Here is a 14,617-nt window from a genome sequence, read left to right on the forward strand (position 1 = left end):
CGACATGACAACACCTATAAATAAATTACAGCGTCGCATCGGCTATGAATTTAGTGATGCGGCGCTTCTCAGTCTCGCCCTGACACACCGAAGCGCCAGTGGAAACCACAATGAGCGTTTAGAGTTTCTGGGCGATTCTATTTTGAGTTTCGTCGTTGCTGACGACCTCTACCATCGTTTCCCGAACGTTGATGAAGGTGATATGAGCCGCATGCGTGCAACCTTGGTTCGTGGTAACACGCTGGCTGAACTAGGCCGCGAGTTCGAACTGGGTGATGTGCTGCAACTGGGGCCGGGTGAGCTGAAAAGTGGCGGTTTCCGCCGCGACTCTATCCTGGCAGACGCCGTTGAGGCGATCATCGGTGCTATCTACCTCGACAGCGATCTGGAAACGGTACGTGGAATTGTATTGAGCTGGTACAAACAACGTCTGGAAACTATCCAGCCGGGCGCGAACCAGAAAGATCCGAAAACACGTTTGCAGGAATTCCTGCAAGGGCGTCGTAAGCCGTTGCCTGCCTATAATGTGACTAAGGTACAAGGCGAAGCGCATAACCAGCAATTTACGGTGGAATGTGAAGTAGCAGGTCTGGATCGACCTGTCGTAGGTAAAGGCAGCAGTCGTCGCAAGGCAGAGCAAGCGGCTGCAGAACTGGCATTGCAAAAGCTGGACTCATGACAGACACGCACGAAACGCACCACTGTGGCTTTATTGCCATCGTAGGCCGCCCAAATGTGGGCAAATCGACACTTCTCAACCGTCTGGTTGGGCAGAAGCTGTCTATTACCTCGCGTAAACCGCAAACCACGCGCCACCGTATCATGGGGGTTGATACCCGTGATGGTTATCAGGCGGTATATGTGGATACACCGGGACTGCACATTGAAGAAAAGCGCACCATCAACCGTTTGATGAACCGTGCGGCTTCAAGCTCCCTGACTGACGTTGAGCTGGTACTGTTTCTGGTCGACGGCACACAGTGGACACAAGATGATGAGATGGTACTGAACAAGCTCAAGAAAGCTGAGCTGCCAACCGTACTGCTGATCAACAAAGTCGATAACGTGAAGGAAAAGGGCGAGTTGTTCCCGCACCTTCAGGAAGTCAGCGAGAAAATGGACTTCATCGACGTGGTGCCTGTTTCAGCGAAACACGGCACCAACATTGATGTGGTCGAGAAGCTGGTTCGTAACCACCTGCCGGAAGGCGAGTGGTACTTCCCGGAAGAGTACGTCACAGACCGTTCTCAGCGCTTTATGGCGTCTGAAATCATCCGTGAAAAGCTGATGCGTTTCACCGGTGATGAACTGCCATACTCAGTGACCGTTGAAATCGAGCGCTTTGATTACAACCCAGACACGGATGGCTTTGAAATCAATGGCCTGATCCTGGTTGAGCGTAACGGTCAGAAGCGTATGGTGATCGGCAAGGGTGGCGACAAAATCAAAACCATCGGCCGTGAAGCCCGTCTCGATATGGAAGATCTTTTCGAGCGCAAGGTCTACCTTGAGCTTTGGGTAAAAGTGAAATCCGGTTGGGCTGATGACGAGCGCGCACTGCGCAGCCTCGGTTACATCGACGACCTTTAACAGCGTCATTGGCTGAGACATTCAGGAGCAATATGGAAGGCTTGCAGCGCTGCTTTGTTCTGCACTCACGACCCTACAGTGAGACCAGCCTGATTCTGGATGTTTTCAGCGAAAATCACGGGCGCGTCAGTTTGATGGCGAAAGGCGCCCGTGGTAAACGCTCTCCCTTAAAAGGGGCGCTCCAGCCTTTTACTCCTCTCTTGATGAAATGGTCCGGCCGCGGCGAAATGCATACCTTGCGTCATGCTGAAGCCATGGGGCTTGCGATCCCGCTTTCAGGCAATGCCCTGTTTTCGGGGTTTTATCTCAATGAGATCTTAAGCCGGGTTGTGGAGCCTGAAACCGCGTACCATCAACTTTTCTTTGATTACGTCAATGCGCTGACTGACCTAGCTCAGCACAGCAATCCTGAACCGGCGCTACGACGCTTCGAACTCGCCTTGTTGGACTCGCTTGGATACGGGGTCGATTTCCTGCATTGCGCGGGTAGCGGTGAGCCAGTCGATGCATCGATGACGTATATCTTCCGGGAGCAGCAAGGTTTTGTCGCCTCGCTGATGAAAAGCAATAACCTCACTTTTACGGGCAGCGACTTAGAAGCGCTGGCAACAAGACAATTCTCAACGGCAGAACAGCTAAAAGCGGCGAAGCGCTTTACACGCTTGGCCCTCAAGCCTTATCTTGGCTCCAAACCGCTCAAAAGCCGTGAGCTTTTTATGTTAAGAACAAGGAAATTAACGCAATGAGTACCATTTATCTGGGCGTCAATATTGACCACGTCGCGACCGTTCGTAATGCACGTGGCACCCAATACCCTGATCCTGTCCACGCTGCAGATATTGCAGAGCGTGCGGGCGCGGATGGTATTACCGTTCACTTGCGTGAAGACCGTCGCCACATTAAAGACCGCGACGTTCATATTCTGAAAGACACCATCCAGACCCGCATGAACCTGGAAATGGCAGTGACTGATGAGATGGTCAACATCGCGTTGGAAGTGAAGCCGGCTTACGTGTGTCTGGTCCCTGAAAAGCGTGAAGAGCTGACCACCGAAGGCGGTTTAGACGTCGCTGGCCAGCTTGATAAAGTGAAAGCTGCAACGGAAACGCTGACTGCAGCGGGTATTAAAGTGTCGCTATTCATCGATGCAGACCGCGCGCAAATCGACGCAGCAAAAGCCTGTGGTGCTCCTTTTATTGAGCTGCACACAGGCCATTATGCAGAAGCGACGACTGAAGAAGACATGCAGGCAGAGCTGAAGAAAATCGCAGCGGGAGCAAGCTACGCAGACGATCTGGGTATCAAGGTAAACGCTGGTCACGGCCTGACGTACCACAACGTGAAGCCTATTGCGGCGATTCCAGAGATTTACGAGCTAAACATCGGTCACGCGATTGTGGGCCGCGCAGTATTTGAAGGCCTGCCAAAAGCAGTTGCAGACATGAAAGCGCTGATGCTGGAAGCGCGCCGCTAATGGCTGTGGTTGGCCTTGGCACTGACATCGTAGAAATTGAGCGCCTTGAGAAAATCATCGCGCGCACCGGAGATGCGTTTGCTAAACGTGTGCTGACAGAAAACGAGTTGGAAACCTATTCCAGCTCTAACTTCCCGGCCCGCTTTCTTGCCAAGCGTTTCGCTGTAAAAGAAGCCGCTTCAAAAGCGCTGGGGACGGGGATCGCTTGTGGTGTGACTTTGCATGACTTTGAAGTGACGAACGATGAGCTTGGAAAGCCTGTGGTGGATTTCTCCGGTGTAGCGCGAAAGCTTGCCGACGAGCGTGGTGTGAAGAACATTTTCCTCACCATCGCTGATGAGAAGCGTTATGCCGTGGCTACGGTGCTGTTAGAAACCAACTAGCTTTTTACTCTAATGCCGACCACACAAACAAAAACGCCCGCAGATGCGGGCGTTTTGCTATCAATCATCAGACACGCTTGAAGATAATCGACGTATTGATACCACCAAAGGCAAAGTTATTGCTCATGATGTATTCACAGTCGATGTGGCGCCCTTCGCCGCGGATATAGTCCAGTTCGCCACAAGCTGGGTCGATGTTGTCGAGGTTGAGAGTAGGGCTGAACCAGCCACTGTTCATCATCTCAAGGCTCAGCCAGGCTTCAATGGCACCACAAGCACCAAGAGTGTGGCCAAAATAGCTTTTCAGTGAGCTGATAGGCGTCTGGTTGCCAAAGATATTCGCGGTGGCGTTGCTCTCTGCGATATCCCCTTTTTCAGTGGCTGTACCGTGCGCGGAAACATAGCCGATTTTTTCCGGTGCCAGATTGGCATCACGCAGCGCCATCTCCATGCAAATCTGCATGGTTTCCTTGGTAGGCTGGGTGACGTGTGCGGCATCGCAATTGCTGGCAAAGCCAACGATTTCGGCAATGATGTTGGCGCCACGGTTAACTGCATGCTCATATTCTTCCAGCACCAGTGTGCCTGCGCCTTCACCAATCACCAGGCCATCGCGCTCTGTGTCATACGGGCGCGGTGTTTTTTCCGGTTCGTCGTTTTTCAGGCTGGTGGCAAACAGGGTGTCGAAAACGGCTGATTCAGTTGGGCAAAGCTCTTCCGCACCGCCAGCCACCATCACGGTCTGGTAGCCGTGCTTAATGGCTTCATAGGCGTAGCCAATCGCCTGACTGCCTGATGTGCAGGCGCTGCTGGTCGGGATCACTCGGCCTTTGAGGCCAAAGAACAGACCCACATTCACTGCGGTCGTGTGAGGCATCATTTGCACGTAGGTTGTCGCGGTAATGGCGCGGGTGCTCTTGTCATTCAACATCACACCGAAAGCACCAATCGCTGGTGTACTGCCTGTGGAGGAGCCGTAGGCAATACCTGTCTGACCGTTAGTCAGCACCTCGTTGCCAATCAGGCCACTTTGCTCGAGGGCATTTTCTGTTGCCACTGTGGAGAGTTGGGAAACTCGCCCCATGCCACGCACTTTCTTGCGTGGATAGTGTTTTGGCACACTGAATCCTTCCACTGGCGCGGCCAGTTTGGTGTTCAGGCCATCATATTGCTCGTAGTCAGGCATGTAGCGAACGGCATTTTGCATCGCCGCAAGCTTTGGCTGGACACTTTGCCAGTCGTTACCGAATGCAGTAACACCGGACATGCCAGTGATAACAACTCTGCGATTCATATCAGTCCTCCATTGACTGAGATTACCTGTCTGGTGACATAGCTGGCGGAATCTGACATCAGATAGCTGACCAGACCGGCCACTTCTTCCGGTTTGCCCATTCGGCGCAATGGCACCTGAGGAAGGGCATGTTCTTTCACGTGTTCGTCCACCATACCGGTGTCGATAAGGCCCGGTGCTACACAGTTTACGGTGATTTTGCGCTTTGCAAGCTCCAGAGCCAGTGCCTTGCTAGCACCAATAATACCGGCTTTGGCGGCACTGTAATTGGTTTGTCCGCGGTTACCCATCAGACCAGAAACAGATGCCATGGTTACGATGCGTCCACCGCGACGGCACTGAATCATTGGCATCACGCAAGGGTGCAGCACGTTATAGAAACCATCAAGGTTGGTATGAACCACGCCATCCCACTCACCTTCTGTCATGGCCGGGAAGGCGGTGTCTGCTGTCACACCTGCATTGTTCACAACGCCATAGTATCCACCATGGGTTGCCATATCCGCCTCAAGTTCAAGACGGCATTGTTCGCGGTTGGCAATGTCAAAAGAGATTAAACGACCAGAACCACCCAGCTCGGTGATGTCTGCCAGCGTCGCTTCAGCGCCCGCTTTGTCGCGACCATAGTGGATCACGATATTGAAACCGTCTTTGGCAAGTTGAATGGCGATAGCTCGGCCAATGCCTTTGCTTGCGCCAGTAACCAATACATCACGACTCATTGGGACGTTCCTTTTAACATTTGCTGTAACTTTTCTTCTGAAGGCACATACGCATTGAGCTGGGCCGATGCGAGTTCCTCACCTTCATGTTCAATGGTGCAGGCAAACACGGCCATACCATTGCTTTCCATCACGTGGTTAGCACGCACATTTAAAAGCGCACCGGCAGGAAAGCTGGGGGTATCGCATTTGTAACGGCGGCTGCCCAACAAAAATCCGATAGGTGGTGCTTTATTGTCTTTGCTAGCCTGGTAACCCGACCACGCTGCAACAGACTGAGCCATGAACTCAATGCCCACCCAGCCCGGAATACCATTCATGTTTTTGTCGAAAAACAAACTGCTCTCACTGGATGTTACCTGACAGTGCACATGCAAATCACCGACATCAATCAGCGTATCGAGAAGGATCATGGGTGCCTCGTGAGGCAGCAGCTCGTGAAGTTGTGGTTGCGAACTCATAGTTTTCCAAAAATTAGCGATACGTTGTTCCCGCCAAAGGCAAACGAGTTGCTCAAAATAGCGTGTTTTTCCAGTCTGTGATTTGCTGTTACCAGACGAATTGGCGCGATCTCTGGGTCGCGACCTGCTTGTGCATCAGGGATGGGGAGCGTGAGATCGTGGCGAAGAATTTGCCAGCAAATGGCAGCCTCTATCGCACTGGCAGCCCCAAGTGTATGACCTGTCAGCGGCTTGGTTGAGCTGACCGGGACATTATTACCCAATACACGGCTGATGGCTTTGGACTCCATCGCATCGTTGAGAGGTGTGGCAGTGCCGTGCGCATTGACGTAACCAATCTTGTCTGGCGACAGTCCGGCATCTGCCAATGCTTTCATCATGGCCTCTTCTGCGCCGCGACCTTCCGGCTCTGGAGCTGAGATATGGTGGGCATCAGAGCTGTCACCTGCGCCAAGCAATGCTATAGGCTCGGCTTCTTCCGGGCGCTCTAGAGAAAGCAGCATAAACGCAGCGGCTTCACCGATATTGATACCGTCGCGCCCTTCGCCAAACGGGCGGCATAGCCCGGAAGAGACAGATTCCAAGCCATGAAAACCGTTCAGTGTTAAACGACAAAGGGTGTCAGCACCACCGACTATCACGGCATCAGCCATACCTGATTGCAGCAGCCTTTTAGCAGAAAGGAACACTTTTCCGCTCGATGAGCAGGCGGTGGACACCACATAGCTTGGGCCTGAGAGGCCAAAATAGTCACTGATAAAATCTGAAAGATTGCTCAGCTCTTGCTGGTAGTAGTGATAATTCTCTGGCAGCTCGCCGGTCTGCGATTGCCCGCTAAGGGCGATTTCACCGTTGGAAATGCCTGAGGTGCTGGAGCCAACAATAACGGCGACGCGATCCTCACCGTATTTACCCATGGCGTTTTCAACGGCGTCCTGAATTTGCAGAAGGGCAGACAAGGCCAGGCAGTTGTTTCGTGTCTGTTGATGTTGGAATTGCGCAGGGATTTCTGGAAGGTCTTCCAGGACGCGCCCCACGATTACTTCCTTGCCATCATTAAGAGTGAAACGTTCGGCTTCGATGCCGTCACTCTTGTCGCTTTGCAGATTTCGGTGGATATCTTCAGAGCGCACACCCAGTGCGGAGTGCGACCCGCAAGCATGGATATAAACCGGAGTTGTTTGTGTCTCTGCGTCGGTCATTGCGATCTGTTCTTCCGTTATTCGAGGGTTTGAATCTGGATTTGGTAGTGCTGGCGCACTTGCTCAAACTGGATATCGGCAGGAACTCCTCCTGCAACCTTGGGCTCATCATACTGTATTTTCGCCACGGTTTCGCCGTTCTCATCGAGCAGGGTTCGGCTTGTAGCATCATCAACCAGTTGCCATCCAATCGGTGAAAGATGTGGTTGCCACGAAGTGGCCGGCCATAAGGTCAACATCAGGTTCATGAGCACCTGTTTTCCATCAGGCAACACGGCCCCCAGACCCGTGAGGTTGTCGGTTTCCAGAGTCTGTCCATCGTAATTGAGCGTCAGTAGTCGGGTTCCCCAACTGGAGAATCCCACTAAAACGACGTCTGATTCGGTGATTTCAAGATGCACAGGCAGCACCTGCGTACTGTCACTCCACTTCGCGGTAATCAGCTGGTTCACGCTGACGGTGCTTTCAAACTCTGAAGGGGCGGGTAAGCTGACAAACTTATCGGGTGCGATTTCAACGTGATTGCTATCAGGCGCTGCCGCGCAAGCAGAAAGCAGCAGAGAAAAAGCCAAACAGAGTACAACACGAATCATTGATGAAGCTCCTTTTCTGGCTGTTGGATGGCCAATGGTGCGAGTAGCCAGGCGACAACAATACCCACCAGTACAGTAATACCGAAACTGTGAATCGCTTCGGTTTGGCTGAGAGACAGCAAGCCAAAAGAGAGTATGGTCGTGAGGGCGGCAAGGGTATTGGCGACCAAGGCGCGATAACTGTCGTTGTGCTCGGCGAAAAACAGGGTGTAGTCGATACCAATTCCCAGCACGAGAAACAGTGCCAGCAGGTTGAACAAATTCATAGGAACTGGACTGATAGCGCCTGCGGTCAAGGCTACACCGGCCGCGAGCAACGGCGGGGTAAGAATGCAAACCGCACGGCGAGGGCCGAACCGCACGCAGAGCACGCCCAAAATCGCCAGGCAGGCGATGCCCATCAACATGGAAATACGCAGTCTGTACTGACCAAACAGGCTGGAAACTTCTTCAGCTTTGTTAAGTACACTCACCTCTGGGAAAGGTGCTATCGCTTGTTTGATGGCGGTCATGTCAGTTACGTTTTGCAGCATCACAATAGCGGCATATTGCCCTTCAGCAGGCTGCAGCCACAGCGATGAGAACAGCTCACTGCTTGGAGCGTTAAGCATTTTCGCGGGTGTCAGAATATCAATGTCGCCCGGGAGTTGTGGCGGCGTCGCCAAGCCAATTTGTGCAGCGAGCTTTTCACCTTCTGACTGATAAAGAGATTGAACAAGAGCAAAGTTCTCTCGCTGTACCGAAGCCGGTGCTACCAAGTCCGCGGGGTTTTGATAACCGGAGAGGACGTTTTCACGTCGAAGCTTTTCAAGTGCCGGCGCGAGAGCGTAAGCATTCTCCAGCACTTGCTGATCGCTGCTTCCTTTGACCAGTAGCATCGGCTGGGAGCTGCTGAGGCCAGTCACTGACTTGATGACCGATTCCTGCTCCTGCAAGGACGGTGGCAGGGATTGCAGTTGGCGGATATTGTCGTCGTAGTCTGCGTTAAAAAAGCCAATCAGAGTGACCAGCAAGGCAGTAACAGGCATGACCATTCGCACTAATGGGCGTTGCCATAGCATCAGGTAGCCCTTACTTGAATTTGCGAGAGGCAGTGTCTGGTATCTGGCTGGACGTTTCGCCAACAGCGGATACCAAAAAATCACACTCAGGTAAGCGCCAATCAGGCCTGCTGCAGAAAACAATGCAAGTTGCTGCAACCCCGGGAAAGGGGCAACTAACATGCTGAGATAAGCAATCAGCGTGGAAATCAGGCCAAAGGTGATGGGAACGAAAACGCGTTTTAGTCCCTCTTCTGAGCGCCAAGATGCGCCGGACGCGAGGCGGTCGGTCAGGTAGTGGAAGGCATAGTCTATCGAGACACCAATCAGGCTGGCGCCGATGACAAGACTGAACAGGTGAATTTGTCCAAACACCAGAAGACAGACGGAAAAAGCCGTCACGACGCCAGTACCAATCGACAGTAAGGTCAGGCTGACAGGTAAAAGACTGCGGTAGACACAAAGCACCAAAAGCAGGATGCCGAGCAGAGAGCCAACGCCGATGGTGCTGATTTCAGATTTAGCGCTGTCAGTCCCAAAAGCCGCATAAAACACCACGCCGGTATGGAAGATTTGAGCATCAAACTGCGCGGCATTGGCATCCTCTAATTGGGCGAGCTCTGCCAGCTGTTGTTGGGTTTGCATGGCATAGGCTGAGCCGGAAAGCGTGCCGCGGAGCAGAATATAAAATGTGCCGTCTTGCTCTGTGGTCAGATAACCTTCTGTGATGGAAAAGCGCTGGTTTTGCTTGTTCATTGTTTGCAGGTAATCGCGGAACAGCAAAAAGGGGTCGCCTGAAAGTTCAGCGCCAGTCACCCCGGAAAAAGGGTTGTATACCTGTTGGATGACCTTGGCGGTCTGGATGGCAGGCGAGTGCTTGAGGATCTCGCGTTGTTCCTGAGTCAGCAATTGGTATCGGTAAGGCGCATAGGTGCTGACCCAGGCTGATTGCTCTTCATCAGACAATTTGCCATTTATTTTGCTGAAAAGTGGCAGTGTTTGAAGTTCTGCTTCAAAAGCGCGGGCGGCTTTTAGGGCCTGTTCTTGAGTGTCGGCGGAGACAAGGAACAGTACCTGATCTTCCATGCTGCCAGCCACCTCATCAAAGGCTTTCTGAGCCAGGGGATCTTGCTGGTTTTCAGGAAGCAGGTTAAGGATGTTGGTGTCGAGCATCGCTGCGCCGCTTGGGTGGCGCAGTATCGCGGTGGTTGCGAGAAGAAACAGGGCAATCAGCCATAGTATGGCTTTAGTCGTTGAACGCACGGCGCTCCTCGTCAGTCAGCGCTGATGCGTGTTGGATATTGCTGAAAGTCACTGTGGTTTTGTCACCGCGGAGCTCTTCCATCGTCAGGACATCAATGTTGTGACCGCCTGATAAAGTGATTTGACTGAAGACTTTTGTCAGTGGCGCCTCGGTTGGGGTCAGAACAAGTGTCCACGCTTCAGGGCTGCCATCCAGCTCATAGCTAAATTGTTGGTTCAGGACATCTGCATCCGCATGGAACAGACCAAGGAAAAGGTCGCTGAAGTAAAACGCCATCGGGTTATCTTTGGCATGGATGACCTGCTCCGGTTGCCCTGGCATTTTCTGGCGAAGTGTTTGATCAGACAAAATCAGGGTGACGGGAAACGGTGTGGCCTGAAGCCAAAGCAGCCCCTCTTTTTCACTCAAGACGAAGTTGCCGTTTGATACCAAAGGCTTGCTAAGCATCGCGATATCTTTGGTTTGCTCGAAGTCACCGCTGATCACGGCTGACTTTTCCAGCGTGTTTTGCAGATCAGAAAGTCCAAATGCCCAAGTCAGGGGGCTCGATATCATCAGGCTGAAGGTCAACAGCGCAGTGACAAGCTTACGCAGCATTGAAGTATGCCTCCAGTCGGTCTGTCAGAGCTTTAGGCGAGACAAAACACATCTCCTGTTCAGCGATAGACACTGCCACCTGAGTGGTATGCCCTTTGGTCAGGCGTTTGCCACTTTCCGCATCGTAAATGACGTAGTCAGTGCGGAGACGGTTTTCGTACTCGGTCAATGTCGCAGTGACACGAATTTCCTGATTGAACTGGATAGGTTTTACGTAGCGCACGGCAGTGTCGATGATCGGCCACATGTAGCCCGAGGCACTCATGGCCAGGTAGCCATAATCAATCTTTTCCATCATCACGCGGCGGGCTTCCTCAAAGTAGCGGAAGTAATTGCCGTGATAGATAACGCCCATCGGGTCGGCATCCTGAAAGGATGTCATGAGAACCACTTCGGCGTTAAGTGTGCGCTCAGTCATTAGTAAAGCTCCCAAGCCTGCCGCTGAATGTTATCAACGAAACGGCGAAGATCTTGCTCAAGTGGGCGGTCTTCAATCACCATCTCAAACTCATCCAGCACGTGTTTTGTCATGGTGCGAAGTGCTGGGCTGAAATGATTCAAATCCAGTTCGCCATGCTTACGGCGAATTTCCAGTGCTTGCGTGGCAGCCAACAGGCTGGCTGCGGTGACTTGTTCGGTCAGCTGTAATACGCGCAGACAATCACGGGAAGCGATGGTGCCCATGCTGACCTTGTCCTGATTATGACATTCGGTCGAGCGTGAAAAGACACTCGCAGGCATGGTGTGTTTCAACGCTTCTGCCGTCCAGGCAGAGATACCAATTTGTACTGCTTTGAAACCGTGGTTAATGGGCTTGCGACCGCCTTCAGCGCCAGTGAGGTTAAACGGCAGACCGTTGTTGAACTTATAGTCCATCAGCTGCGCCATCTGGCGATCAAGCAGGTCAGCAATGTTGGCAATAGCGGTTTTCAGCGAGTCCATCACCATAGCAATATGGCCGCCGTAGAAGTGACCGCCATGCAACACGCGCTCGTTGTCACCATCAATGATTGGGTTGTCGTTGGCGCTGTTGAGTTCGTTTTCGATCATCTGGCGAGCCCAAGGCAGGGTGTCCTGCAGCACGCCAATCACGTGAGGCGCGCAGCGCAGCGAGTAGCGATCTTGCAGTCGGTCGCTGTTGCGAGGCGGTTTGTCTGCCTGCAAATCGTCACGCAGCCATTTGGCAATTTGCTGCTGACCAGGGTGAGGTTTGACGGCAAACAAGGCTTCATCAAAATGGAAGTCATTGCCATGCATTGCCAGCGACACCATGGCGGTGATTCGGGTAGAAAGTTGCGCCAGATATTCTGCACGCTTGTAAGCGAGGCAGGCCAGTGCGGTCATCACTGACGTGCCGTTCATCAGCGCCAAACCTTCTTTGGGTTTCAGCATGATAGGTTCGATACCTAACTCGGCAAAGACTTCTGCAGTCGGTCGTAGCTCGCCTTTGTAAATCACTTCACGTTCGCCAATCAGAGCTGCAGCAACATAGGACAGCGGTGTTAAATCACCGCTGGCGCCGACGGAGCCTTCCTGCGGAATGCGCGGGGAAATGTCGTGATTGATCAAGGTGACCAACTGGCTCAGCAGCTCCATGGTCACGCCCGACACGCCTTGCGCCAGCGAGTTGAGGCGGGTTGCCAGTACCGCACGGCTTTGTACGTGGTCGAGGTTGTCGCCCAAACCGCAGCCATGGAAACGGGTCAGGTGCAGCGGCAGTTCATTAACGAGCGCTGGCGGGATTGCCACGGTGCAAGAGTCGCCATAGCCAGTGGTCACGCCATAAATCACGCCTTCTTCTTTCAACAGGCGTTCAAGGAATCGAGAGCCTCGGTCAATTCGCGCCGTAAATTCCTCGGAAGGATTCAATGTGGCGCGGCTGCCATTGGCAATCGCGACAACAGATTCAATGGTAAGGGGCGCTTCCCCGAAAACGATGGTGTTATCCGTGTGACTTGTCATTGTTGCTGCTCGTTAACTGCCAGAATTTAAAAAAGTTATACCACTGCAAAGGGGCTTTGAGGGTGTAGTGCTCAAGGCGCTTTGCGTATTGATTGACCACTTCCTGAAGCGCTTCTTCACGCTTTCCGCGGGGCAGTCGAATTGGGTCATAAAACGGTTCAAAGTGCACATTGAAGTGCGGTGTTTGGCTTTGCTCATCACGAAGGCCAAACAACAAAAGAACAGGGGCTTTCAGCACCGACGCCAGCACGAAAGGCCCTTGTGGGAAAGGTGCAGGTTCGCCTAGGAAATCTGCCATGACCACGCGCCCTTCACGGGTCACCGACGTTCTGTCGCCGACAATGACGACCCATTCGCCATCATCAATTTTTTGCTGGAGCATGATGGCAGTTTCAGGGCCAAGGTTCGACACCGACATCAGGTTAACCGAAGCGTCAGCGTTCACTTCATCCATCACTGAATTGAACTGCTCAGCATGCTCAGTAAACACCAGCGCGTTGATTTTGACGCCTGAGTGACGACGACTGAGGGCGCGACAAAGCTCGATATTGCCAAGGTGGGAACCGATCAGCACTGCGCCGCGCTTGTCTTCCACCAGGTGATGAAAGTGTTCACCGCCGGTAATGGTGAGATTGGAAACGTCAAAGTCCCCTTTCCAGGCCGCGAGTTTATCCAGCATGGTTTCGCCAAAAGAGAGCAGGTGGTGGTAACTGCTTAGTGGCTTTTCACCGGTATAGGTGGCAACTCTTTGCAGGTAATCTTCAGAGGCTTCCCGCGCGACTTTGCCTGTTAACCAGTAGTAATACATCACAGGTTTCAGCATCAGGCTGAAAGCTTTTCTGCCCAACAGGCTGTATGTGGCCAGAAGTAATTTGATGCCCAGAATGGTGCCGCGTTCTTTTCTGGCGGACCAGTGCTGGCTGTTCCTCCGTTTCATTGCCAGCAATCGGGGGATTTTTGGCAACATGGAAAAGAACAGCAGGCTGTGCATTTTGCTGATGCGAACGTTGTCTTTAAACGCATCAAAGTGCGACAAGCCGTCTTCGGGATAAATCACTTTGGTGTCGATATACCGAATATCGCAGCCATCCCAGTAGAGGCGCACCATGATTTCGATGTCAAAGTCCATTCGTTTGCCAGGTGAAGACGCTTCAATCACTTTGAGTGTCTGGGCAAGCGGGTAGGCTCTGAATCCACACATGGAATCTTTGATGGTGGTCGACAGGGTTTCCAGCGTCACCCAGAAGTGGGTGATATAACGTCCGTACAATCGGGATTTGGGTACGGATTCATCGTAGATAGGTTTGCCGGAAATCAGGGAGTCTGGATGCGTTTGAGATTCTTCAATTAGCGCGGGTACCGCGGTGAGATCATGTTGTCCGTCAGCGTCGATTTGAAGTGCATGGGTGAAGCCCAGTATTTGCGCCTGCTTCAAGCCTGCCATCACTGCGCCGCCTTTGCCTTGGTTTTCTTCAAGGCGGTGAAGCGTCACGTCATCCTCCTGTGAGAGCGTATCCAGCACCGTTTTGGTGGGCTCTTCACTGCCGTCATCCACAATAACAATCGGCAGTTCAAACGCTTTTAGCGCATCGACCACAGCACCAATGGCGGCACCGTGGTTGTAGCAGGGAATGAGAAAGCAAGGTGAGTAATGGCTCATTTCGCCTCGCTGATTAAAACGCGACCTGAAGAATGGGCTCTATCGTTGGATTGGTAGCTGAAGTAGAGCTTTCGTTTCTCCGGATCCCACGTCAGCGTCAGGGTTACGACGGCTTCCGGCAGGATAGGGTCTTGAAACTTAATCACCTCCATGCCACCAAACTGACCATCAAGTGACAGATACTCTTCGGCGTAGCGTATGGCTAAATCGATTTGGGTGACGCCGGGCAGAATCGGAAACGTTGGGAAGTGGCCTTTGAAATCTTCCAGACCACTATCAACCTTCAGTGTGAGGATCACGCTGTTGGCTTCGGTTTCTGCGTTGAGTAATGTGGGTTTGCGTTGCATGTTTTTCCTGTAAGCGTTGTAGCTGTGC

16 protein-coding genes are annotated in these 14,617 nt (G+C 52.6%); 5 read left to right on the forward strand and 11 right to left on the reverse strand.

Annotated features, from left to right (window positions below; all coding sequences use genetic code 11):
• Positions 1-4 precede the first annotated feature (4 nt).
• The 5 genes from rnc to acpS are packed head-to-tail and all read left to right on the forward strand — an operon-like array spanning position 5 to position 3,447.
• Complete coding sequence (gene rnc / locus D515_RS07580) at positions 5-679, forward strand: ribonuclease III (RefSeq protein WP_002537523.1); 675 nt, start codon at positions 5-7, stop codon at positions 677-679.
• A complete protein-coding gene (gene era / locus D515_RS07585) occupies positions 676-1,590 on the forward strand; it encodes a GTPase Era (protein ID WP_002537524.1) in 915 nt (304 codons plus the stop codon). Before rnc ends, era begins: the two co-directional genes overlap by 4 nt.
• Before the next feature lie 32 nt (positions 1,591-1,622).
• Entirely contained in the window at positions 1,623-2,336 is a 714-nt protein-coding gene (gene recO, locus D515_RS07590) for a DNA repair protein RecO (protein ID WP_002537525.1), read from the forward strand.
• Positions 2,333-3,064 carry a pyridoxine 5'-phosphate synthase gene (gene pdxJ, locus D515_RS07595; protein WP_002537526.1) on the forward strand — a complete coding sequence of 244 codons (732 nt, stop codon included), beginning with the start codon at positions 2,333-2,335 and terminating at the stop codon, positions 3,062-3,064. The genes recO and pdxJ overlap by 4 nt, the downstream gene beginning before the upstream one ends.
• A complete protein-coding gene (gene acpS / locus D515_RS07600; protein ID WP_002537528.1) occupies positions 3,064-3,447 on the forward strand; it encodes a holo-ACP synthase in 384 nt (127 codons plus the stop codon). The genes pdxJ and acpS overlap by 1 nt, the downstream gene beginning before the upstream one ends.
• A 67-nt stretch (positions 3,448-3,514) precedes the next feature.
• Here the strand turns inward: acpS and D515_RS07605 are convergent, their stop codons facing one another.
• The 11 genes from D515_RS07605 to D515_RS07655 are packed head-to-tail and all read right to left on the reverse strand — an operon-like array spanning position 3,515 to position 14,589.
• Positions 3,515-4,741, reverse strand: coding sequence for a beta-ketoacyl-ACP synthase (locus D515_RS07605; protein ID WP_002537529.1), 1,227 nt, complete (start codon positions 4,739-4,741; stop codon positions 3,515-3,517).
• Entirely contained in the window at positions 4,738-5,463 is a 726-nt protein-coding gene (locus tag D515_RS07610; RefSeq protein ID WP_002537530.1) for a 3-ketoacyl-ACP reductase FabG2, read from the reverse strand. Before D515_RS07610 ends, D515_RS07605 begins: the two co-directional genes overlap by 4 nt.
• A complete protein-coding gene (locus D515_RS07615; RefSeq protein WP_039849742.1) occupies positions 5,460-5,924 on the reverse strand; it encodes a hotdog family protein in 465 nt (154 codons plus the stop codon). The genes D515_RS07610 and D515_RS07615 overlap by 4 nt, the downstream gene beginning before the upstream one ends.
• The gene (locus D515_RS07620; protein WP_002537532.1) at positions 5,921-7,126 is read right to left on the reverse strand and encodes a beta-ketoacyl-[acyl-carrier-protein] synthase family protein; all 1,206 of its coding nucleotides are present in this window, start codon (positions 7,124-7,126) and stop codon (positions 5,921-5,923) included. The genes D515_RS07615 and D515_RS07620 overlap by 4 nt, the downstream gene beginning before the upstream one ends.
• A 17-nt stretch (positions 7,127-7,143) precedes the next feature.
• Complete coding sequence (locus tag D515_RS07625; RefSeq protein WP_002537533.1) at positions 7,144-7,719, reverse strand: DUF3261 domain-containing protein; 576 nt, start codon at positions 7,717-7,719, stop codon at positions 7,144-7,146.
• Positions 7,716-10,022 (reverse strand): MMPL family transporter, encoded by a 2,307-nt coding sequence (locus tag D515_RS07630; RefSeq protein ID WP_002537534.1) that lies wholly within the window; start codon positions 10,020-10,022, stop codon positions 7,716-7,718. The genes D515_RS07625 and D515_RS07630 overlap by 4 nt, the downstream gene beginning before the upstream one ends.
• A complete protein-coding gene (locus D515_RS07635) occupies positions 10,006-10,620 on the reverse strand; it encodes an outer membrane lipoprotein carrier protein LolA (protein ID WP_002537535.1) in 615 nt (204 codons plus the stop codon). Before D515_RS07635 ends, D515_RS07630 begins: the two co-directional genes overlap by 17 nt.
• On the reverse strand, positions 10,610-11,038 hold the full coding sequence (locus D515_RS07640; RefSeq protein WP_002537536.1) for an acyl-CoA thioesterase: 429 nt from the start codon (positions 11,036-11,038) through the stop codon (positions 10,610-10,612). Before D515_RS07640 ends, D515_RS07635 begins: the two co-directional genes overlap by 11 nt.
• Positions 11,038-12,582 (reverse strand): HAL/PAL/TAL family ammonia-lyase, encoded by a 1,545-nt coding sequence (locus tag D515_RS07645; protein WP_002537537.1) that lies wholly within the window; start codon positions 12,580-12,582, stop codon positions 11,038-11,040. Before D515_RS07645 ends, D515_RS07640 begins: the two co-directional genes overlap by 1 nt.
• On the reverse strand, positions 12,563-14,242 hold the full coding sequence (locus D515_RS07650) for a glycosyltransferase family 2 protein (protein WP_002537540.1): 1,680 nt from the start codon (positions 14,240-14,242) through the stop codon (positions 12,563-12,565). The genes D515_RS07645 and D515_RS07650 overlap by 20 nt, the downstream gene beginning before the upstream one ends.
• Positions 14,239-14,589 (reverse strand): ApeI family dehydratase, encoded by a 351-nt coding sequence (locus tag D515_RS07655; RefSeq protein ID WP_002537541.1) that lies wholly within the window; start codon positions 14,587-14,589, stop codon positions 14,239-14,241. Before D515_RS07655 ends, D515_RS07650 begins: the two co-directional genes overlap by 4 nt.
• Positions 14,590-14,617 lie beyond the last annotated feature (28 nt).

The organism is Grimontia indica, from assembly GCF_000333895.2.
Lineage (GTDB): Bacteria > Pseudomonadota > Gammaproteobacteria > Enterobacterales > Vibrionaceae > Enterovibrio > Enterovibrio indicus.